This is a genomic window from Chryseobacterium rhizosphaerae (assembly GCF_003385455.1).
Lineage (GTDB): Bacteria > Bacteroidota > Bacteroidia > Flavobacteriales > Weeksellaceae > Chryseobacterium > Chryseobacterium rhizosphaerae.
Genome location: NZ_QNUF01000016.1, coordinates 85,844 through 108,442, shown reverse-complemented (window position 1 = coordinate 108,442; position 22,599 = coordinate 85,844). Strand labels below are relative to the sequence as shown.

Below are 22,599 nucleotides of genomic sequence, written 5' to 3'. Positions count from 1 at the left end.
GATCGTTTATCATGAAGCTTTTGATTCTAAATCTGCGGCATACAAAAGAGAACGAGAAATAAAGGCTTGGAAAAGCAAATCTAAAATACAAACACTCATTAATCAAGCTGACAATATAGAGCATCCCGATTTGTAATCGGGACGGTCAAAGGTTCGAATCCTTTCGCGCTCACAACGAACTCACAATTTTTATTGTGAGTTTTTTGTTTTATATTAGTTTCATGTGTTGCTGCTGCGACCTACTTTATTCTCAATCCTTAGAAAAATATTACATTGGTCATTCTTGTGAAGATATACAGGAAAGGCTAAGAAAACATCTATCTGAACATAAAGGATTTACAGCAAAAGCCAAAGACTGGACGATCGTTTATCATGAAGTTTTTGATTCTAAATCTGCGGCATACAAAAGAGAACGAGAAATAAAGGCTTGGAAAAGCAAATCTAAAATACAAACACTCATTAATCAAGCTGACAATATAGAGCATCCCGATTTGTAATCGGGACGGTCAAAGGTTCGAATCCTTTCGCGCTCACAACGAACTCACAATTTTTATTGTGAGTTTTTTGTTTTATATTAGTTTCATGTGTTGCTGCTACATACTTTATTCTCAATCCTTAGAAAAATATTACATCGGCCATTTTTGTGAAGATATACTGGAAAGGCTAGATTACTGCATGTAAAAATTATCAATCAATAGCTATTTCCAAGTAGTAAGAAGCCATCTTAGTCTATTGGCGTATTTAAAAAATATTTTGAAAACCAATCAACGGCAGCATTCGATGCGATGTCAAAATATTGCAGATAAGGCGTAAAGTGTCCCCCTGGAATAGTGATCACACCTTTGGGCTGTAATGCATCTTCATAAGCTTTCATCGACAGATCGGTCGGGGTCACCTCATCATTTAATGCAACAACAAATAAAACGGGTATAGGACTTATCCGGGATACATAGATCCCCGGTTCATACATACGGGTGTATTCGGTGGTCCGTAGCGTTACTTCGTTGCGAAAGGTTGGTGACAGCTTCAATGCCCCTGTATAATAGGCTTCAGCATCTGACATTGGATAAAGCGGGTTTTCTGAAGCCTCTCCAACAATTGTTTTCATCATTGGTTCCCTTCCCTGTAAACGGTTTAACCTATCTTGTTTTATATTTTCCTGACGATCATGTTCCTGTCCGGCAGACATTCTCCTCAATCCGGATGTAAACCCACTAATGGTAGGTACTTGAGAGACTACGCACTTTACCCTGCTATCTGTTGCTGCAGTTACCAGGACATGTCCACCTGAAAAACTGGTTCCCCATATTCCGATTTTTTCAATATCCACTTCAGCTTGTGTACTGGCAAAAGTGATACTGTTTTTATAATCATCAATTTGCATAAAAGGATTAACCTCCTGGCGTGGAAATCCTTCACTTTCCCCAAGATTTCTATAATCAAAGAGGATAACTACAAATCCATTTTCAGCAAATCTCTCTGCAAATTTATCAATATACGCTTCTTTGGTAAGGCCAAATCCATGAGCCATCACGATAGCCGGACATCTTCCTTCTTTTTCCGGTGTATACTTTAAAGCGGCTATCTTTACCCCTTCACTTAGGTAGTATACTTTTTCTGTTTTGTATTTGTGCATTTTAAGGTATTATTACACCGCAAAGTTAGAAGGAAAGAAACAGATTGGTTTGCCTTAAAAGGCCTAAGGTTTGTCGATTTGGTTCACTGCCGACAGGTTACGAAAAGCGGAAGGCGTGATACCATATAGTCGTTTAAATGATTTATCGAGATGGGATAATGATTCAAAACCAGTTTCATCCGCTATTTCAGACATATTTTTATCGGTATTCACAAGGTAGAAACGGACATCAGTCAGTTTACGGGAAAGAATCCATTTTGCAGGAGAGCATTGAAATTTACTTTTAAAATCTCTTTTAAACTTGGACAAGCTGCGATTGGAAAAATAAGCTAATTGGCTGATGCTGTAATTCTCTTTGTACAACTTTTCCATCAAACTTCTCAAATCACTGCTCTGTTGAATGATACTGGTAAAAAAGCGCTGGGTTTGCGGATATTTTTTCAAAAGAAGGTGCGTCAGTTCCACAACCTTTAGCTCCATGATGAGAGCATCATTTTCATTTTCAAGAATGTAATTACAATATTGTACCACAAAGCTATTGATCATCTTATCCGTCCCCACGATCATTATATCTTGGTTTACAATACCTGATTGAGAAGGATCTACATTATCAAACAATCTTGAATGTTTAATAAAGGCATCTGTAAAGTATATGACAATTGCTTCGAAGGTACCATCTTCCGCAAGATATTCTGTCATTTTGTGAACGCCTTTTTTTAATATTAAAAGCTGTTGATTGTTTATTTCTAAAATATCCCCATCCTGAACTATTACCTTTTTACCTTTCAGAACAAATACAAAAGCATTTTCCTGCATCAATATAAATTGCTTGGTAGAGACGGTATTTGTTTTCCATTTAGCGAACAACAGCTTATCATCTTTTAATATCTTTTCCTGCGGAAATGTTTTCATTCTATCTGTTACGTTTTTTAGAAATACAATATTGCTATCATTCATTGATAATATACGCAAAGTACTTTAACGAATATACAAAATGTATATAAAGTATCCGATAACCGATTCACGTAAGGTCACCTATCTGAAGATCCCATAAAGCAAGGTAATGATATACTAGTGTTAACTGTATTACATTGATGTAATAGATTTCATTCCACAATGGTCTTATATATAAATTAAAAATGAAGATCTACCTTTTATGTATTGTGGTACTCCTCTCGCAATATTCTTTTGCCCAGAATACCATTTCCAATATTGATATAATCATTAACAGGGAAATGAAAGAAAAACAGATTCCCGGATTACAAATCGCCATAGTTCAAAATGGAAAACTGGTTTTAAATAAATCATATGGTATCGCCAATGTGCAGGATAATATACCGGTCACAAACAACACAATCTTTCCTATTAATTCCTGTACAAAGGTATTTACTGCTGTAGCAGTTATGCAGCTGGCAGAACAGGGGAAAGTTGATCTGTCCGCCCCTATAGGCAAATATCTCGATCATCTCCCTGCAGAATGGCAAACAGTAACTATTGAGCAGCTGCTCACCCATATTTCAGGCTTTCCGGACATCCAAAAACTATTTGATCCCATTACAGGTAATATTGGTGTGCTGAAAACTGAAGAAGCCGTCTGGGAAAAGCTCAAATCCCTTCCGATGGATTTTAAAACCGGAGAACAATTCAGTTATAATCAGACCAATTATTATTTACTGGGCAAAATCATTGAAAAAGTAAGTGGACAGTCTTTTGCTACCTTTTCCAATGAAAAGCAATTCAAGGTAGTGGATATGAAGCATACGATATTTGGTGATTCCAGAGATGTTATATCTCATTATGCTCCCACTTATCATTATAAAACCAATCTGGACGGGCAGAAACTCAATACAGAAAAATTAACGAATGGCTATTATGAATTTCCTGATTTCACCAGAACGGCAGCTGGTCTTAACAGTACAGCAGAAGATATAGCCCATTGGATCATAGCATTACAAAAAGGAAAGCTTTTGAAAAATGCCGCAACAATAGACAAAATGTGGTTACCAGCAAAGTTTAATAATGGAACACCAACCAACTGGACACGAGGCTGGGGATTGGCAAAGCTTCGTTCAATGCATAAAGCCGTAGGGATGTCTGGAGGGAGCAGGGCTGCATTTTTGGTATATCCGGATGATGGTTTGGCCGTTATTGTCCTTACCAATTTGGGAGGCAGTTATCCGGAAGATTTTTTAGAAGAACTTGCCGGCGTTTACAATCCGGATATTGTTAAGGCTGATCCCATAACTTATCTTAGAATAAACCTAAGAAAAACGGGTTTTGCCAAAGCTATTGAATTAGTAGATACCGAAAAGAAAAAGAATCCTGATTTCAATCCGAATGAATTTGAACTCAATGAGTGGGCATACCGATTGATGGCAAAAAAACAGCTTAAAGAAGCCTTAGAAATTTTCAAGCTCAATATACATCTGTTTCCTGAGAGCTGGAATGCATATGATAGTTATGGTGAAATATTATTAAAAACTGAACAAAAAGATCAGGCTATCAAGATGTATCAAAAATCAATAGAGCTAAATCCTGATAATAAGAATGGAAAAAATATACTAGAGCAACTATCCAGACCTCTACCCTAGCCCCGATAGGAACGGTTACCCCGCAACATGCTATGCTTTTTAGGGAGACGTGAGGAGTATGAGTGGATAGTGGGATAAAGCTCCTTATACTTTTTTATATAGAACTGCTATATGTATTAAAAAAGCCTATGAATCAAAAATTCTTAGGCTTTTCACATTATTTTCAGGCAGCTTCTTTAGGTTTTATTTTAGTTTGGGAAGCTTCATATTTTCTGTTTTTCGATTCTTCGCGTTTCATTTTTCTGTATTCCCAGGGAGCCATAGCACGGGTATCCTGCCAAAGACCAACTTTTTTCTGTTGCGCACGATCCTGCAGCTCCCCCAAAGTAGCATCCTTCGAATAGGAAAAATACCACCATCCGAAACCTGCTTTTATCAGTTCTTTTGAAAGGTATTTACCGTTGTCATAATACACTTTGGCAATAGAACGTCCGTAACGGTCCGTATTGGTTTCAACAAAATTAACAGTCTTTCCAAACACCTGATCTGAGGTAAATTGTCTTGCATTTTTACCAAAAGGCTGTCCTTTCTCCGGACAGTCCACCTCAGCGAGCCGAAGTTTTTTTTGCTGATTTCCTTTTAGAAGTATTGTGATGGTATCTCCATCTGAAATTTTTATTACTTTTCCACTGTTTTGAGAAAAACTAAATAGTGGAAAAAAGAGGCATGCCCATATCAATCGTTTCATGGAGTAAAGATAAGAATTAAGAACTCTGAAAACCTATAATCCATCGCATTTTGAGCCTTTTTTCCAGAAAAAAATTCCCAGATTTAATCCTGAAGTTATTTTTCATACCCAGGCAAAGAACCAGGATTTATAAAACACCACTATTCTGAAGGATTTTTCTGATGCCAGGGGCTATATTTCTTATAACTCCATTTTTAAGTATATCCAATTTTTCTATTGGTCAAAGTGATTTAAGTCACACAACGAAGGGGAAAATATAAAAAAAACTGTTTTTTTTCAATCAATATAACTCAATGGTTATTAGTAATCTAAAATAAATAAAAAAGTGAGCGTAAAAATTAATGAAAATTTATCCTTCATTTTATTTTTTTATTTGAGAAAGTATTGTACCTTTGCAACCGCAAAAACGAAGTAAAATTCGTTATGATGACTATCAATCGGGGCGTAGCGTAGTCCGGTCATCGCGCCTGGTTTGGGACCAGGAGGTCGCAGGTTCGAATCCTGCCGCCCCGACTTTTTAAAATCAAGGGTGCGTAGCTCAGCTGGATAGAGCATCTGCCTTCTAAGCAGACGGTCAAAGGTTCGAATCCTTTCGCGCTCACAACGAACTCACAGAAAATGGAGGGTTCTTTTATTTCACAAAAAAGCTTTGTATCTTTGCAACTGCAATCACAAAGTAATTATGATGACCATCAATCGGGGCGTAGCGTAGTCCGGTCATCGCGCCTGGTTTGGGACCAGGAGGTCGCAGGTTCGAATCCTGCCGCCCCGACTTTTTAAAATCAAGGGTGCGTAGCTCAGCTGGATAGAGCATCTGCCTTCTAAGCAGACGGTCAAAGGTTCGAATCCTTTCGCGCTCACTTAATGAGACAACTTTTAAAAAGTTGTCTCATTTTTTATATCCATAAAAATCTGTGGCCCAAACTTTTACAATTGGGATATTTAGAGTTCGATTTTTGAAGCTGGAATTCTTCTATTACTTATTTGAAATTATCTAGAAGTACCTCAATATATTTTCTACAAGACTTCTTCGCAAATTCGAAATCCCTAAGGTGATAGTGTCTTTTTTTCGGTTTTTTGTAGTTTTTTGAGATGAGATCTACATTGCATCTTCTTTTAACCCGTAATTACAGTACGATCTATCTTTAAATAGCCGCACTGCATTTAGCCACAAATTGTTCAAACTTCCGGTCTGTATTTCGCAGGATCGGTCCGTGACCGAAACAGATAATGGCAGGATTCAGTTTTGCTAATTTCTGGAGCGATTTGATATTGCTCTGTTGATCCGAGGTGAATATGTTTGGCGGAAGCCGCAGACCGGTCGCCGTCGTGATTAGGTTCATGTTGGTCGCCACATCTCCGATGATCAGTACACCATCCCGCTCACGGAATAAAGAAATATGACCTGCCGAATGTCCGGGCGTCTCTATTACCCGAAAATTTCCGATCCTATCGTTTTCAACGACTGTCCGTTCTACTTTATGTCCCTGACCAGCCCAGTATTTCTGCTGAAGCTTTGCTACCCAATGTTGTGGCGTTGGATAATCGTTGGTGACCATACCTGTTTCGGTCCTAAAAACTTCATCGGGATGACAGAGTAAGGGTATCGCGAACTCAGCGCATATCTGATCGCTACAGCCCTGATGATCCGCATGCGCATGCGTCAGTACATGCTGATAAACAGGGACTTTATGGAGAGCTTTTTTTACAGTGGTATACGAACTCCTTATTCCGGAGTCTACCAATACACCTTCAATAATATAGCAGTTGATACTGTTTCGTGGCATCAGTGAAATCTGGAACACTTCGGGAGCAATTTGACGTAACATCGTTTTTTTTTATGCAAATCTACATCACTGATCAGGCCTGCATAAGGACATTTGTCCTATAATACGTTGGGTCTATGTATTTGTCTCTTCACCCGTGTAAGCGATCGCTGCGTAATGCCCAGGTACGATGCCAGATCCTGTGTCGCTATACGCTGGACCAGCATCGGTTCGCTAGACAGAACATGACGGTATTTATCCAGAGCCGATCTATTATTGTAATTCAGAAGATAACGTTCCTTTTGATTATACTCCTGCTCCATCACCGATTTTATAACTCCGTTCCAAGCGGTTACCTGCCCAAGCAGATGCTGATAGTCCGGATAACTTATCCTATAGATTACGCTATCTTCCATAGCCATGATACTTCTTCTGGATTTTTCCTGTTTCACAAATTCCGGAAACGAGGTGACAAATTCCTTTTCAAACTTGAAGCAGGTTATATTTTCCTTTCCTTCTTTGTCGGTAGCGTATGCCTTTACAGCGCCACTAGCGATAAATCCAACATGACCGCAGGATTCATCCTCACGAATAAAAAAATCACCCTTTTTTAAGCGGATCGGTTTGAAGAATTGCGCAGAAAAGTTGATTTCCTCAGCGGATAATCCTCCTGTTGAGGATAGGTAATTTTCAAATACATCCGCCATTTCGCAATTTTTTTGTCCTTTTATTTTCTTCTTAACCATGTATGGATTACATCCCAAATTCGGTGTCCAAATCTAACAATTATTATACATTCAAAAAAGTATTAAAGTTCAACAAAATACCCGTTTGCAATACAGGCAGTCATAGATTAGAATTCTTTCTCAACTTAATGCAAAAATTCATCCGCAATTATAATTTTTTTATTGACTCAATGTCATCTAAAAGCAAGTTGTTCATGGTGTTTGAGTAACAGAATAAGTTTTACAATTTGACAAAATTTGTTTTTTTGTCAGAATTTATTTATTTTTGTACACAAATTTTACTCATGTCATCTACAGAACAAGACCAACTTTCACAACAGATCCTTGAAACTGCTTCAGGGTTGTATCTGAAATATGGTTTAAAGAAAGTGACGATGGATGATATTTCTAAAGCTGTTGGTAAAAGCAGAACATCTATTTATTATTATTATAAAAATCGTGAGGAGGTATTCCAGGCGGTTTTGGATAATTTAATTAAAGAAGTTATCTCCGAGATTGATCTTAGCATGAACAAAAGAAAATCTTTTGAAGAAAAGATTAACGAATTCTGTATCGCTAAAGTAAAAACATCTCAGGAAAGAGCATCATTTTTCAGAGCTATTGAAACCGGAATGGATGCAGAAGAAAAATCAAAACACATGACTGATGCTCACGACAGGATGATGGAAGCAGAAAAAAATCTTTTATTAAAAGTATTTGCAAAAAGCATTACTGATAATGAAATTCCTAAAGTAAGTCTTAAGGAACAAGAAACCGTTATTTTCATCCTGCTAAGCAGTATCAGAGGGATAAGGCGTGAAATGGTTTTAAAAAACAATTTCAAAAATCTGAACCCTATAGTAAACACCTTAACATCAATGGTTATCAGGCATATCAGCTGATTTTTTTTATTTAAAATTTGACGTTTTTACGTTTTTTGTCAAAAAGTTTATTTCAAAGAGCATGAATAAATTAAGTAATATCAATGCATTCCAGGCTTTTAAAAGCACTAATTACACATTATATTTTTTCGGGCGTTCCGTATCTCAATTGGGAACATGGATGCAGCGTACCGCTGTAGTATGGGTCGTATACAGCATGACTCAATCGGCTTTTATGCTGGGGCTCACCATCTTTGCAGAACAATTCCCTTCATTTTTGTTTTCTGCTCTGGGAGGAGTTGCCGCAGACCGGTACAACCGATATAAAATTATACAGATCGCCCAGATTTTATCTTTAATCCAGGCTTCTCTACTTGCTTTTTTGGTTATGACAGGACACCAGAACATATGGAGTTTTTTAATATTAAGTGCATTTCTCGGAATTATCAACGCTTATGATATTCCGGCACGGCAGTCAATGATCAACGAAGTAATTACCAATGATGAAGATTTACCAAGTGCACTCTCTCTAACGGCTGCAATGGCAAGTATTGCAAAATTAGCAGGTCCGGCCCTTTCCGGAATTATTATTCAAAAGTTTGGAGCAGGAACCTGTTTTCTGATTAATGCGGCCAGTTTTGCGGCAGTTATGGGATCTATTTCCATGATGAAAGTGAAAGTCATTCAAAAAAAATCAAACAAAAAAGGAACTTTTACTGAATTGGCAGAAGGTTTCAGATACCTCAGAACGGTGCCCTCAATTAATTTAGTCATCATTATGCTAAGTATTACCGGTTTTTTGATTCTACCTTATGACACGTTAATTCCTGTTTATGCCAAAGAAATCTTTAAAGGGGATGCAAAAACTTTTGGTTATATCTCAAGTTTCATTGGAATAGGGGCAGTTCTTGGGACAGTATTTCTGGCTAGCTTAAAAAAAGGAGCTTCTATGAGAAGTATTCTTATTCTGAGTACAGTCGTCCTGAGTATTGGACTCATATGTTTTTCATATACGACTAACTTTTACTGGTCTATGTTTTTTGCTACCCTTACCGGATTGGGAGGTGTTGCACAGTTTACAACCTGTAATATCATCGTGCAATCTGAAGTTGTTCCTGAAATGCGTTCAAGAGCCATCAGTATCTTATTGACTGCAATATTCGGAATGCTGCCTTTGGGAAGTATATTCATTGGATTTCTTTCAGAAAAAATAGGAGCTCCAAAGACTTTACTCCTGGAAGGGATATCAGGAATCTTAATTGCTTTCATCTTTAGAAACTTATTATTCAAGAAGAGAAAAACCAAACCTGTCAACGAACAGTTATTAGAAGAAGCTGAAGAACAATTTATTAATAAAATATAATTAAAATGGAAAAAGCAAAAACAGCCCTATTGGTGATGGATATGCAATCATCTATTCTAAGCAGGCTAGCTGATGCAACAAAATTGATTTCCAATACACAGGAGGCTATCAAAACGGCAAGAAAGCTACAAATCCCGGTTATATATATTACCGTAGGATTCAGACAGGGAATGCCGGAAATCAGTAAAAATAACAAAGCGTTTTCAGCCATAAAACAACATATGGTTCATGTAAATATGAAAGAATGGGTTTCTATCCATCCTGATCTTTTACCTGATGAACAGGATATCGTTATCACCAAAAAACGTTTTAGCGCTTTTACAGGAAGTGATCTTGAAGTTGTGCTTCGGGGGTTGAATATTGAACATCTGGTATTGACGGGTATATCAACCAGTGGCGTTGTTTTATCCACATTAAGAGAAGCTGCAGATAAGGACTATACATTGACTGTCATTGAAGACTGCTGTAAAGATGAAGATGAGGAAGTGCATCGTGTATTAATGAGTAAAATTTTCCCCCGACAAGCTGATGTCATTACACTCAGCAATTGGACAGAAGGAATTTAAACTCAATCTGGAGTAGGTTGTTTTCAATGTACGTTGGAATTCCTTGCTGAATAAGATAGGTTGGTTTCCGTCCTATTTTTTTTGTGTGTCCAATTATAGAAAAAGTCCTTACTTCATCAGTAAGGACTTCTATTTTTTAAGACCAAAAAAGTTTATTTCAACCTATAAGAACTTCCATTCCAAAGATAAGTTTTGGAAGAACGTTTCTTCTTTTCCCGATCTTTGTCATCTTTTTCCATTTCCTCCACTTTAAAAATAAAAGCATCAGGAATCCCCCCTTTATCATTAGGGAAAATATATTGTTCACTATGGTAAAAAACATCTGCATCCCCTACATTCATCAGCTGTGGAAGAGCAATGAGTTTCTTATCCTTAAAAAGAACATATTGATCATAGCTAGCAATACCACAAGCTTCACCGGAAACCAATGCCTTTAAAGTAAGTTCCACATTCTGCAGTTTATGATTGCTTTCAATATTGAATGTAGCATAGCTCAGCTCCTCTCCTTTTCCGGTATCAAAATAAACCTCATCCACAAGCATATTACCTTCCATTACTTTGATTCCCGCAATATTCTGTTTCTCAAAAGTAGTAACCTCTTTGTTTTTTCTGTCTACAGTTTTTGAAAGTCCAAAAAGAAAATCATATCCGTTTTTATTACGGTATCCTACAGAAAGGTTACCTCCCCAAACATATCCTTCAGAGGTTACATCTCCTTTCTGATAAGAGATCCTGTACCAGTTGGCACCTCTTTCCCCCAGTCTTAGTATGGTTTCTTCTTTTTTAAGGATTAACACCTGTTGATTAGTCTGCAATGAGTCTATAACCTGCGATTTAACATTAGGCTCTTTTCTGATTCTTGTCCAATCTGTAAAAATCTTTTGGCTTTTATTTTCTTCAAAACCAAAAATCCCATCCGCATACACTTCATTTTCCTGTGCTGAAAAAAATTGCAGCATCAGTAATAATAAAGCCGTCCATAAAGTTTTCATATTCGTATTTGTTTTTATTTATTTTTCCAACAGCAGGCTTACCCACTCTTCACGCTGTATCTGTTTTTTAAGTTCAAGACCACTTTCTTTACACACTTCAAGAATATCATCTACATCAAAGAAGCAAAGCCCGGAAAGCAACAGTTTTCCACCTTCATTCAATACGGAAACATATGTTGGAATATCTGAAATCAGAATATTTCTGTTGATATTCGCTAAAATAACATCAAAATTTTCTTTTCCTAAGTTTTCGGCTGTTCCCAGTTCAATATCCAGTTCAACACCATTTCTTACCGCGTTTTCTTTTGAATTTTCTACAGACCATTCATCAATATCAATAGCTTTTGTATCTGCGGCACCCTGTTGTTTTGCATAGATAGCCAATACAGAAGTCCCACAACCCATATCCAATACTTTCTTTCCAGTAAGGTCAAGATCCATCATCTGCTGGATCATCAGGTGTGTGGTAGGGTGATGCCCTGTTCCGAAAGACATTTTGGGCTGAATAATAATTTCATGCATTCCCGGTACAGACTCATGAAATTCTGCTCTGATCAATACTTTATCATCGATATTGATAGGAGAAAAATTCTTTTCCCATTCTTCATTCCAGTTGATATTAGGCATTTCCTCGAAAGAGTACTCAATCTTTACATTTTCATTTTCAAAAATAGGAAGTGCTTTTAGCTGTTCTTCATGAAACAGATCTGTCTGGATATATCCTAAAATTCCGTGAATTTCTTCTGTAAAGCTATCAAAACCTATCTCGATAAGCTCTGCCATTAATATCTCATTCCAAGGTTGCAGTGGAGAAATTTTGAAATTGAATTCTAAATAATTTTGCATGTGACTAATTTGCTGCAAAAATACTAATGTTATTATTGTTAAAAAAATTGAAGCATTAAGTTTTACTCTTACTCAAGAAATTATTCAGCTTTAAAAGGTTGGCATCACGTTCTCTCATTTGTAAAATTTCTTCTATAATATGCTAAAAAGTGAATATTTTTGATATACAAAACATAAAAAGCTCTTATAAAATTTGTAAATTGCAGTAAGAGTCAATATCTCCGGGCCGGAATATCTAAAAAACAACAAAAACTCAAGCAATCCGTAACATGGTAACCTACGAAAATTTACATGATACCCTTTCTTTTTACAGGATTGATTGCCGCCAGTCTTATTATATTTCCTCCGGGAATCCTATTTTCAATTTTCCAAAAGCGCCGTTCAGAATGGATTATTATGCTCTCTGTATTTGTACGGCGGGAGAAATCAGTATTGAAATAGACAGTAAAAAATATAAAGTAACTACCCACAGTTTTTTTATAGCTGCTCCTTCTACCATTGTAAGATTCCTGGAAACCAGTAAGAATTTTATGATGAAGCTCTTATTTTTTGATAAAAATTTTCTCATCAAAAATATATCCAACCCTTTTATCATTGAGAAAATGAATCTCTTCTCTAAGGGCTCCTACAGCATTATAAAAACAACAGAAAAAAATTCTCTGCAGTTACAGAACCTACTGGACTACCTTAAGAAAAAATCCAGAAAACAGGGGAAATTTACCGAAGAGATTATCCGTACCATTATTTTCAACCTGTTGCTTGAGACTGCAGAAATCATAGAAAAAGAAATCAATACGGTTTCTCAGAAAGAGGAAGGAAAAAAAGATCTCTTTCTGAAGTTCAGTAAACTGATCCGGGAAAATATCAGACAGCAGAGAACGGTTCAGTTTTATGCTGATGCGCTTTGTATTTCCAATAAGCACCTTATAGAGATTATTAAAAAAGCCAGTGGAAAAACTCCTCATGAAGTCATTGATGAGACTTTGCTGAAAGAAGCTTATGTCATGCTGGGAAATCCCGACATCACCATTTCAGAAATTGCCTTTGAGCTTCAGTTTAATTCAGTATCAGCTTTCGGCCGTTTTTTCAAAAAACAGACTTCATATTCGCCCTCAGAGTATCGGACAAAAGAAAATATTCAGTCATAAGAATTTGGGGATAATAATTCCGACATTGGGGATATGTACCGCTTTTTGAATAGGTGTACCTTTAACCTGTTAATTAAAAACAAAACAAAAAATGAGTACGATCAATTCAAAATTCGAGAAAGTTTTAAATGCTTCTGAGCAGTTTGGAAAAGTAAACCACGAACCGGATTCAAGTAAAGAAGTTCAGATTAACACTCCTGAAAAAACGATGCCTTTTTCTGACCAGATCGGAAACTATCAACGTAATAAAGGGATTCCTTTACAATCTTATGAAAACAGTAAAATCTATATTGTAGGAAGCGGAATTGCAGGGATGTCTGCCGCTTATTATTTCATCCGTGATGGCCGGGTTCCGGGTAAAAACATCATTTTCCTTGACCAGCTGAATGTTGAAGGAGGTTCTTTGGATGGAGCAGGAAACGCAAAAGATGGCTATATCATCCGTGGCGGAAGGGAAATGGATATGACCTATGAAAATCTATGGGATATGTTCCAGGATATCCCCGCATTGGAATTACCCGCTCCATACAGTGTATTGGATGAGTACCGTCTTATTAACGACAATGACCCTAATTATTCTAAAGCAAGATTGATTCATAACCAGGGGCAGATCCAGGATTTCAGTAAATTCGGACTTGAAAAAAAAGACCAGCTGGCAATTGTTAAGCTTTTATTGAAGAAAAAAGAGGAGCTTGATGATCTGACTATTGAAGATTATTTCGCAGAATCTTTCCTTAACAGTAATTTCTGGTTTTTCTGGCGTTCCATGTTTGCATTTGAGAACTGGCACAGCTTACTGGAACTGAAACTGTATATGCACAGATTCCTGCATGCCATTGACGGGATGAAAGACTTCTCATGTCTTGTATTCCCTAAATACAATCAATATGACACGTATGTGACTCCTCTTAAAAATTTCCTTGTTGAGAAAGGAGTACAGATCCAGTTTAATACATTAGTAAAAGACCTTGATATCCATATTAATACTGAAGGTAAAACAGTAGAAGGGATTACTACTGAACAAAATGGCGAAGAAGTAAAAATACCTGTTGGTAAAGATGATTATGTGATCGTTACCACAGGTTCAATGACTGAGAGTACATTCTACGCAGATAATAATACGGTTCCTGAAATCACTATAGATAACAGCAGTGCGGGACAGAGTGCAGGATGGAAACTGTGGAAAAATCTTGCTGCCAAATCGGAAGTATTTGGTAAGCCTGAAAAATTCTGTAGCCATATTGAGAAATCTTCGTGGGAATCTGCTACATTAACCTGCCGACCTTCTGCTTTCACAGAGAAACTGAAAGAACTCTGCGTGAATGATCCTTATTCCGGAAGAACAGCTACAGGAGGTATTATCACCATCACAGATTCCAATTGGGTAATGAGCTTTACCTGCAACAGGCAGCCACACTTCCCTACCCAGCCGGATGACATCCTTGTCGTATGGGTGTATGCCTTACTGATGGACAAAGAAGGGAATTACATCAAAAAAACAATGCCTCAATGTACCGGAAATGAAATTCTTGCAGAGTTATGTCATCATTTGGGAATGACAGACCAGCTTGATAATGTTATAGAAAATACAATCGTTCGTACCGCATTTATGCCTTATATTACCTCTATGTTTATGCCTAGAGCTCAGGGTGACCGTCCGAGAGTTGTTCCCGAAGGCTGTACCAATCTAGGTTTGGTAGGACAGTTTGTGGAAACCAATAATGATGTTGTATTTACTATGGAAAGTTCAGTAAGAACAGCCAGAATAGCAGTATACAAACTTCTGAACCTCAACAAACAGGTTCCGGACATCAATCCGTTACAATATGACATCAGACATTTACTGAAAGCTACCCAGGCTCTTAATGATTATAAACCATTCTTAGGAGAAGGCATTTTAAGAAAAGTACTGAAAGGAAGTTATTTTGAACACATTCTGGTCAACCGTCCTGAGGAAAAAGAGGAACATGAATCTTTCTTTATGGAACAGGTAGGTAAATTCCAGGATTGGATCAAAGGCGTAAAAGGGTAAATACGTTCTTAACGGTTCACATATAAAAAACGAAAAGCAGGACTTCAGTGAAGTCCTGCTTTTATATAATATTGATCATCACCTGAAATTATTCAGGCTTATAAGAATCTTTTAGGGTTACTGTACGGTTGAAAACCAATGTAGCATCTGTAGAATCCTGGTCTTTGGTAAAGTACCCGATTCTCTGGAACTGAAGAGGTTCTCCCACGGCAACATCTTTAAGGCTTGGTTCAGCAAAACCTTGAATAGTACTTACCGATTCAGGATTAATAAAGTTCAGGAAGTCAACATCTTTTTCAGCATCCGGCTGCTCCACTGTAAATAATTGGTTGTAAACCCTTACTTCTACAGGGATAGCATGTTTGGCAGATACCCAGTGTAATGTTCCTTTTACTTTTCTTAAGCTTTCTTCTGTCCCACTTCCGGATTTACTCTTTTCATCGTAAGAAGCATAGATCGTAGTGACCTCTCCATTTTCATCCTTCTCTACTCTTTCTGCTTTAATAATATATGCAGACTTTAAACGAACTTCCCCGCCTAACTTCAGTCTGAAGAATTTATTATTAGCTTCTTCCTTGAAATCCTCACGTTCGATATATAGTTCTCTTGAAAAAGGAACTTCTCTGGTTCCTGCATTTTCCTGTTCAGGATTATTTTCAGTTTCCAACCATTCTTCCTTGTCTTCAGGATAGTTTTCGATCACTAATTTAACAGGATCTACGACCGCCATTACACGTTTAGCTACTTTATTAAGGTCTTCACGTACGCAGAAGTCAAGTAATTGGATCTCAATCAGATTTTCTCTTTTTGCAACTCCCACCTTTTCAATAAAGTTTCTGATAGAAGCCGGAGTGTATCCTTTTCTTCTCATCCCTGAAATAGTAGGCATTCTAGGATCATCCCATCCTGTCACAGCGCCTTCAGCCACAAGTCTTTGCAGCTTTCTTTTGGAGGTGATCATATAAGAAACATTCATCCTTGCAAATTCTCTCTGCTTAGGAGCTACTTTAGATTCATCGGATACCTGCTCCAGATACCAGTTGTAAAGGGGTCTGTGGTTTTCAAATTCCAGTGAACATAAAGAGTGTGAAACCTGCTCCAAATAATCTGATTCCCCATGTGCCCAGTCGTACATCGGATAGATTTTCCAGGCAGTTCCTGTTCTGTGGTGTGGTCTTTTCAGAATTCTGTACATCACAGGATCACGCATATTCATATTGGGAGAAACCATATCGATTTTTGCACGAAGTGACATTGTCCCTTCCTCGAACTCACCGTTTTTCATTCTTTCAAATAAATCCAATGATTCTTCAACCGGACGGTTTCTGAACGGAGATTCTACTCCTGGTTCCGTAGGATTTTTTCTCTGTTCGGTAATCACTTCAGACGGCTGCTCATCTACATAAGCTTTTCCTTCTTTAATCAGTTGTACTGCCCATTCATAAAGCTGCTGGAAGTAATCTGATGCATACAATTCTTTGTCCCATTTGAAACCTAACCATTCAACATCTTTCTTGATTGAATCTACGAATTCCTGTTCTTCTTTCTCAGGATTGGTATCGTCAAAACGAAGGTTTACGGGTGCATTGTATTTTTCTCCCAGGCCAAAGTTGATGCAGATCGCCTTTGTGTGGCCTACATGCAGATACCCATTCGGTTCAGGGGGAAAACGGAAACGAATCTGATCTCTTTTCAGACCGTTTGCCAAATCATCTTCTATAATTTGCTCAATAAAATTGAGTGATTTTTTTTCTTCTTCCATTAAATTAGCTTTTGTTTTTAGCAAAAAAAGTTGCACAAAGTTACGGAAAATTTGGGGCTTACGAAAGTGATAATTAAAAAGTGCAATGCTTAGTAATTCGGTATTTTTCTGTATCTTAGGGAAAGTTACAAACCTGACTATCATGGCTGTTTATATCTTAAGCAATCGAAAGATTGTGCGTCATAAAGGTGAAAGAGTGGACTCTTTTTCCAATGAAGAATATTCAATTCCTAATTTCAGAATTGCCAAATGTGATTTTGACGGTTATAAAGAACCTACTGCACAGGCCAAAAAGAAGAAAGATTACACGAACAGGAACATCCTCAACTACCAACTGTTTTCGGAACCCGAAAAACAAGGCTACGAAGAGGTTTTGGAAGTCCTTCTGAGTGAAAAAGGCATCAAAAAATCATCTTTAACAGCTCAGAACCTCGGTGGCACCCAAAGAATGTTCTACGAGCTATACAAAAATATGTCTTCCACCAAAGAACGGAGTGATGTACTCATATTCATTCATGGATATGCCTATGATTTTGATGATGAATTAAAAGCTATGATTGATCTTAAAAAGCTGTTTATTGATAATCCGGAATCTCCTGTTGAACATATTTTATTTGTAAGCTGGCCGGCTTCAAGCAGTATTGTTCCCTTGACTTATTTTGATGATAAAGCAGCAAGCATCAATTCCGGAACCTCATTATTAAGGCTCTTTTATTTTTACACTCAATTTTTAAAAGATATTTTTTCCAATCGGGACCTTATCCCATGCAACCAAAGAATCCATATTATGACTCATTCTTTGGGAAACAGAGTCCTTCAGAGTATGTTGTACAGTCTGAAAAAAGAAAATATCCTGAGAGTGATTGATCAGGTAATCCTGCTGAATGCAGATGTTACTTATAAAGTATTTGAAGACTCTGAAGATTCTTTTAATAAACTTCCTTTGCTTGCAAACCGCATTTCTATTTATCTCAACCGTCAGGATGTCATCCTTGGTATTTCTCAATTTACCAAAAACATCCTCACCCCCCGACTTGGAAAAAATGGTCCCAGTGATATTGAACGCTTTAAAGATATCGTCTCCGTTATCGACTGTACATTCGTTAAAGATGATATTTTAAACAGTTTTAAATTTGAGATTGGAAAGCATTGGGGATACCTTTCCAGTTCACAGGTTCAGAGGGATATTTTCCAAAATCTGTACGGAATAGACCGAAATCTTATCACCAACAGAACAAAGAATAACGAAAATATTTTCACAATTATTTCTTAATAAGAAATTAAAAAAATACTATAAAAATGAGCATGTGTTAAAGTTGCTAAGGTTTAAGAGAATGGCATAATGATTGCCAACTCAAATAGTAGAGAATTACACTTTTATTATGAAAAAATTTAAAGCCAAGTTTTCTTCTATAGTAGAATATATTAAGAAAGCAATTTTCGCAAAGAATGTGATTTAATAAAAAATAACGCCAAAAAAAGCAGAATATCCGAACCTAAAATTACTTTATCCCTTAAATAGAGTCGAAAATATTATCCTGTTCCTACAAATGTATTGGAGGAATGTGTTTTTATGTTCTAACCTGTGAGGACACAAATATCTCCATCGATCGTTCGGATTGAAATCGGAAAACATGCAGAATATTTCATTCACGTAATAAGCACTTCTTACTCATCTTTGTCATTCTGGAAAAGTTCAAATATGATCATTGAATAGTACAGAACAAATGCCATCATATCAATAATTCACACAATACCAACAATATAGATTCCATAAAATTGTTCAGGTGGAAAAAATTTTCGATATTTATTGACCAAACCATTACTATCAATTATGAAAAATCAACAAGACCACATGAAGAAATTGGGCAAGAGGGCATTAAGAACAATTAATGGCGGTAATCCTCCTCCCATTCCCATAGGCTGCAACAATTGGGATGCGAAAAACAAATGCTGCAGAGCCTGGGATAATGATCACTGGGATAACCCGACCTGTCCTAATTAATTTTCTTTTCAGTTTTGAACCACAGCAACTCATTTCTGAGATCCAGACTTGATTCAAAATTATTAACAAATAAAGATCCGGTGCCCAACCCTTGAGGCATTGGATTTTTTTTAGTTACTGTATATTGAGCAATGGCGTTCAATCCTATATTACTTTCCAGTGCGGAGGTAATCCACCACCCTATATTTTGTTCTTCCGCCAGAGAAATCCATTCATCAGAACCGGCGAAACCTCCTACTAAAGCAGGTTTCAAAATAATATACTGTGGTTTTACTGTTTCTAGCAGAAGCTTCTTTTTATCGGGATCAGTTATGCCTATCAACTCTTCATCCAATGCAATTGGTGTAGGTGTTTTTGAACATAATTCTTTCATACCATGCCAATTTCCCGCTTTGATAGGCTGCTCAATAGAATGAATATCAAGATCTGCCAGCTGTTGCAAAACAAGTACTGCTTCTTCTTTATTAAATCCTCCATTCGCATCTACACGCAGTTCCAACTGATCTTTAGAAAATTTCTCTCTAAGCTTCTGAAGAATGATATGTTCTTCTTTCCAGTTGACACCGATTTTCAGTTTGATGCAATGAAAGCCTTTTTCAAGTTTCTCTTCAATCTGTTCTTCCATATACCCGATCTCCCCCATCCATATCAAACCATTGATGGTAATAGCAGATTTCCCTTCAGTAAATTCACTTGGGAAATAAAGACTGCCTTCATACTTCAGATTCAAAATCGCCTGCTCGTAGCCAAACCATATTGACGGAAAGTCTTTCAGTTCTTCTTTTAGATCAGCAAAATCCTTTTCAATGTTTTCACAAAGCCATTTTAGCTTGTCTTCATAATCCGGTCGGTCATCAAAACTCAATCCTCTGAAAATGGCACACTCTCCTACTCCTTTTTTTCCATTTTCTGAAATTTCAAGAATAAAGGTTTCCTTATCAAGCAAAACGCCACGAGATGTTCCACTCGGGCGTTTAAATTGTAATAGATATCTAAAATAAGACGCTTCCATACTATGCTGTTTATTTCACACTATCGATACGCATAAATTCTTCTGCTTTTTCTACCATGTCTACACTTCCGCAGAAAAATGGAATTCTTTGGTGAAGTTCTGTTGGCTCGACCTCCAAAATTCTTCTGAATCCGTCTGTTGCCTTTCCACCTGCCTGCTCAGCAAGGAATGCCATAGGATTACATTCGTATAATAATCTCAGTTTACCGTTCGGAGCCTGAGAATAAGACGGATAAATATAGATTCCACCTTTCAGCATATTTCTATGGAAATCGGCAACCAAAGAACCGATATACCTTGAAGTATAAGGACGGTCTCCTTCTTCCATCTGACAATATTTAAGGTAGTTTTTCACTCCCTGAGGGAATTTGATATAGTTTCCTTCGTTGATAGAATAGATTTTACCTGTTTTTGGGAAAGTCATATTGGGATGAGAAAGGTAATAAGTTCCCAAAGAAGGATCCAGTGTAAATCCGTTTACTCCATTTCCGGTAGTATAAACGATCATTGTAGAAGAACCGTAAATAACATATCCTGCTGCAATCTGATTAATCCCTTTCTGTAAAAAGTCTTCCAGCTGTACAGGAGTTCCAGGTTCAGTAACTCTTCTGTAGATAGAGAAGATCGTTCCCACAGAAACATTTACATCAATATTGGAAGATCCGTCCAACGGATCAATAAGTACTACATATTTACTTAAGTGACCGTTCTCCCCACATTTAATATCAATAAAATCATCATTTTCCTCAGACGCAATACCACAAACAACCTCTCTTTGAGACAAAGCCGTAATAAAAATTTCATTAGCGATCACATCAAGCTTCTGCTGTTCCTCACCCTGAATATTCTGGTTGCCGGCAGCTCCTGTTATATCTACAATTCCGGCTTTATTTACTTCTCTGTTTACCACTTTCGAAGCCAATCTTATTGCGCTCAGAAGACGAGAAAATTCACCTGTAGAATATTGAAAATCGTCCTGTTTATCTATAAGAAATTCTCCTAAAGTCTGTAATGGTTGATTTGACATATTTTTCTTTTTACGTTTTCCCCAAATTTCGGAAAATTTATCGCATTAGGAAAATTAAATTACAAAAGACGGTACTCGCTGTTTTTCAACACTATACATCTTAAAAACAATATAACATTGAGTAATAACAGCTCATTCCCTATCCAAATTTCTGTCATTAAGGCCATATTATTCTCATTTTAAGGAAATCTTAATTTCATCACATGCCCAGACTATTTCATATCTCGTTGTAAATTTATAATTTTGACGTCCGTAAAAAACTCATGTAATTTTTTATCTAACAATTTTATTTTTAACAATTTAATGAAAATTTTCAAGTTTGGTGGGGCATCGGTAAAAGATGCCGAAAGTGTAAAAAACGTGTCTATGGTTCTAAAAAGCCAGGGATTTGCCAAATGCTTGCTGGTAATTTCAGCAATGGGCAAAACGACGAACGAGTTGGAAAAGGTTGTAGAACTTTATTTCAAGAAGGATAACTATCAAACAGAGATTGAAAAGATAAAACGAAAACACATTGAGGTAGCGGAAGGTCTCTTTCCTGAAAATCATGCAGTTTTTGCAGAAATCAATCTCTTTTTTGATGATATAGATTCATTTTTAAGAAGAAACAAATCTCCTAATTACAGTTTTGTATATGATCAGGTGGTGAGTTGCGGAGAAATGATTTCAACTAAAATTGTAAGTGAATACCTGAATGAGATCCAGTTTACCAATCAATGGCTGGATGCCAGAGATTACATTAAAACAGATAATTCTTACAGGGAAGGTAATGTAGATTGGACAAAAACTGAGGATTTTATTTCAAATTTAAATCCTGAAATCTGCTATGTTACCCAAGGATTCATTGGTTCAGATGATAATAATTTCACGGTAACTTTAGGAAGAGAAGGTTCTGACTATTCTGCTGCTATTTTTGCATTCTGCTTAGATGCAGAAGCAATGACGATCTGGAAAGATGTACCGGGTGTAATGACCGGAGATCCAAGAAAATTCAACGATGTAACTCTTCTTTCCAATATTTCTTATGAGGAAGCTATTGAGATGGCTTATTACGGAGCGAGTGTAATACACCCAAAAACATTACAGCCGCTACAACAGAAAAACATTCCTTTTTATGTAAAATCTTTCGTAGATCCTACAAAAGAAGGGACCAAAGTAGGCGCTTCAGACAAAAACCAACAGGAAGAAACTTATATTTTAAAAGAAAACCAGGCTCTATTGAAGATTTCAACAAGAGATTTTTCTTTCATCGCAGAGGATCATATGAGCCTTATATTCGGCTATTTATCCAAGTACAAAATTAAAGTTTCCTTGATGCAGAATTCTGCTATTTCATTGGCTTTATGTCTGGAAGATAAATTTAACCACATTGAAGAACTTAACGAAGAGCTTCATAAAATTTTTAAAACCGAAGCAATTAAAAATGTATCTTTATTCACAGTAAGAAATGCGAAGATGGATCATATTGAAAAATTTTACCATGAAAAAAATGTATTATTGGAGCAAATTTCCAAGAATACACTTCAAATGGTAACACAATAATTTTAATTGCGACTAAA

General features: G+C 36.8%; 20 protein-coding genes and 4 tRNA genes. 14 read left to right on the top strand and 10 right to left on the bottom strand.

The genetic code is table 11. The features are described from left to right. Positions 1-221: 221 nt before the first annotated feature. The gene (locus DRF57_RS14365; RefSeq protein WP_115919245.1) at positions 222-497 is read left to right on the top strand and encodes a GIY-YIG nuclease family protein; all 276 of its coding nucleotides are present in this window, start codon (positions 222-224) and stop codon (positions 495-497) included. A gap of 227 nt (positions 498-724) precedes the next feature. On the opposite strand, the gene DRF57_RS14360 is transcribed toward DRF57_RS14365, so the two are convergent. Next, positions 725-1,636, bottom strand: coding sequence for an alpha/beta hydrolase (locus tag DRF57_RS14360; protein WP_115919243.1), 912 nt, complete (start codon positions 1,634-1,636; stop codon positions 725-727). A gap of 63 nt (positions 1,637-1,699) precedes the next feature. Beyond that, complete coding sequence (locus DRF57_RS14355) at positions 1,700-2,548, bottom strand: helix-turn-helix domain-containing protein (RefSeq protein WP_157969896.1); 849 nt, start codon at positions 2,546-2,548, stop codon at positions 1,700-1,702. 227 nt (positions 2,549-2,775) lie between these two features. On the opposite strand from DRF57_RS14355, the gene DRF57_RS14350 reads away from it, so the two are divergent. Further along, on the top strand, positions 2,776-4,227 hold the full coding sequence (locus tag DRF57_RS14350) for a serine hydrolase (RefSeq protein WP_115919239.1): 1,452 nt from the start codon (positions 2,776-2,778) through the stop codon (positions 4,225-4,227). A gap of 163 nt (positions 4,228-4,390) precedes the next feature. Here the strand turns inward: DRF57_RS14350 and DRF57_RS14345 are convergent, their stop codons facing one another. Next, entirely contained in the window at positions 4,391-4,915 is a 525-nt protein-coding gene (locus DRF57_RS14345; protein WP_084087867.1) for a thermonuclease family protein, read from the bottom strand. Between the two features lie 438 nt (positions 4,916-5,353). Here DRF57_RS14345 and DRF57_RS14340 point away from each other — a divergent pair. The 4 genes from DRF57_RS14340 to DRF57_RS14325 all read left to right on the top strand — a co-directional run bounded on the left by DRF57_RS14340 (position 5,354) and on the right by DRF57_RS14325 (position 5,775). Next, positions 5,354-5,428: transfer RNA gene (locus DRF57_RS14340), tRNA-Pro, on the top strand. Positions 5,429-5,442: 14 nt separating this feature from the next. Beyond that, positions 5,443-5,516: transfer RNA gene (locus DRF57_RS14335), tRNA-Arg, on the top strand. A gap of 96 nt (positions 5,517-5,612) precedes the next feature. Continuing rightward, a tRNA-Pro gene (locus DRF57_RS14330) sits at positions 5,613-5,687 on the top strand. Positions 5,688-5,701: 14 nt separating this feature from the next. After that, positions 5,702-5,775: transfer RNA gene (locus DRF57_RS14325), tRNA-Arg, on the top strand. Between the two features lie 285 nt (positions 5,776-6,060). Here DRF57_RS14325 and DRF57_RS14320 read toward each other — a convergent pair. Then, positions 6,061-6,744 carry an MBL fold metallo-hydrolase gene (locus tag DRF57_RS14320; RefSeq protein WP_115919237.1) on the bottom strand — a complete coding sequence of 228 codons (684 nt, stop codon included), beginning with the start codon at positions 6,742-6,744 and terminating at the stop codon, positions 6,061-6,063. A gap of 56 nt (positions 6,745-6,800) precedes the next feature. Continuing rightward, positions 6,801-7,388, bottom strand: coding sequence for a Crp/Fnr family transcriptional regulator (locus DRF57_RS14315; RefSeq protein WP_115919249.1), 588 nt, complete (start codon positions 7,386-7,388; stop codon positions 6,801-6,803). A gap of 323 nt (positions 7,389-7,711) precedes the next feature. Here DRF57_RS14315 and DRF57_RS14310 point away from each other — a divergent pair, with 323 nt between their 5' ends. The 3 genes from DRF57_RS14310 to DRF57_RS14300 all read left to right on the top strand — a co-directional run bounded on the left by DRF57_RS14310 (position 7,712) and on the right by DRF57_RS14300 (position 10,216). Continuing rightward, positions 7,712-8,308 (top strand): TetR/AcrR family transcriptional regulator, encoded by a 597-nt coding sequence (locus tag DRF57_RS14310; protein WP_047493374.1) that lies wholly within the window; start codon positions 7,712-7,714, stop codon positions 8,306-8,308. Between the two features lie 61 nt (positions 8,309-8,369). Next, positions 8,370-9,650 (top strand): MFS transporter, encoded by a 1,281-nt coding sequence (locus tag DRF57_RS14305; protein ID WP_084084965.1) that lies wholly within the window; start codon positions 8,370-8,372, stop codon positions 9,648-9,650. Between the two features lie 5 nt (positions 9,651-9,655). Then, a complete protein-coding gene (locus DRF57_RS14300) occupies positions 9,656-10,216 on the top strand; it encodes a cysteine hydrolase family protein (protein ID WP_115919235.1) in 561 nt (186 codons plus the stop codon). 152 nt (positions 10,217-10,368) lie between these two features. Here DRF57_RS14300 and DRF57_RS14295 read toward each other — a convergent pair whose 3' ends face one another. Together DRF57_RS14295 and prmA are read right to left on the bottom strand one after the other, a co-directional pair. Then, entirely contained in the window at positions 10,369-11,208 is an 840-nt protein-coding gene (locus DRF57_RS14295) for an SH3 domain-containing protein (protein ID WP_115919233.1), read from the bottom strand. An 18-nt stretch (positions 11,209-11,226) separates the two neighbouring features. Continuing rightward, complete coding sequence (gene prmA / locus DRF57_RS14290) at positions 11,227-12,054, bottom strand: 50S ribosomal protein L11 methyltransferase (RefSeq protein ID WP_115919231.1); 828 nt, start codon at positions 12,052-12,054, stop codon at positions 11,227-11,229. A 269-nt stretch (positions 12,055-12,323) separates the two neighbouring features. On the opposite strand from prmA, the gene DRF57_RS14285 reads away from it, so the two are divergent. Continuing rightward, a complete protein-coding gene (locus DRF57_RS14285; RefSeq protein ID WP_115919229.1) occupies positions 12,324-13,202 on the top strand; it encodes a helix-turn-helix domain-containing protein in 879 nt (292 codons plus the stop codon). A gap of 91 nt (positions 13,203-13,293) precedes the next feature. Beyond that, a complete protein-coding gene (locus DRF57_RS14280; RefSeq protein ID WP_115919227.1) occupies positions 13,294-15,234 on the top strand; it encodes an oleate hydratase in 1,941 nt (646 codons plus the stop codon). 88 nt (positions 15,235-15,322) lie between these two features. On the opposite strand, the gene DRF57_RS14275 is transcribed toward DRF57_RS14280, so the two are convergent. Next, positions 15,323-16,996: a glutamine--tRNA ligase/YqeY domain fusion protein gene (locus DRF57_RS14275; protein WP_115919225.1), complete on the bottom strand. Its 1,674-nt coding sequence runs from the start codon at positions 16,994-16,996 to the stop codon at positions 15,323-15,325. Positions 16,997-17,138: 142 nt separating this feature from the next. Here DRF57_RS14275 and DRF57_RS14270 point away from each other — a divergent pair, with 142 nt between their 5' ends. Together DRF57_RS14270 and DRF57_RS23645 are read left to right on the top strand one after the other, a co-directional pair. Beyond that, entirely contained in the window at positions 17,139-18,269 is a 1,131-nt protein-coding gene (locus DRF57_RS14270) for an alpha/beta hydrolase (RefSeq protein ID WP_157969895.1), read from the top strand. Between the two features lie 582 nt (positions 18,270-18,851). Beyond that, positions 18,852-19,001 (top strand): hypothetical protein, encoded by a 150-nt coding sequence (locus DRF57_RS23645; protein ID WP_156126094.1) that lies wholly within the window; start codon positions 18,852-18,854, stop codon positions 18,999-19,001. Here the strand turns inward: DRF57_RS23645 and DRF57_RS14265 are convergent. Beyond that, positions 18,994-20,013, bottom strand: a complete 1,020-nt coding sequence (locus DRF57_RS14265) for an o-succinylbenzoate synthase (protein ID WP_115919223.1) — start codon at positions 20,011-20,013, stop codon at positions 18,994-18,996. The genes DRF57_RS23645 and DRF57_RS14265 overlap by 8 nt on opposite strands. Before the next feature lie 10 nt (positions 20,014-20,023). Further along, positions 20,024-21,040: a class 1 fructose-bisphosphatase gene (fbp, locus tag DRF57_RS14260; protein ID WP_047493402.1), complete on the bottom strand. Its 1,017-nt coding sequence runs from the start codon at positions 21,038-21,040 to the stop codon at positions 20,024-20,026. A 303-nt stretch (positions 21,041-21,343) separates the two neighbouring features. Here fbp and DRF57_RS14255 point away from each other — a divergent pair, with 303 nt between their 5' ends. Further along, a complete protein-coding gene (locus tag DRF57_RS14255) occupies positions 21,344-22,582 on the top strand; it encodes an aspartate kinase (protein WP_047493405.1) in 1,239 nt (412 codons plus the stop codon). Positions 22,583-22,599: the final 17 nt, after the last annotated feature.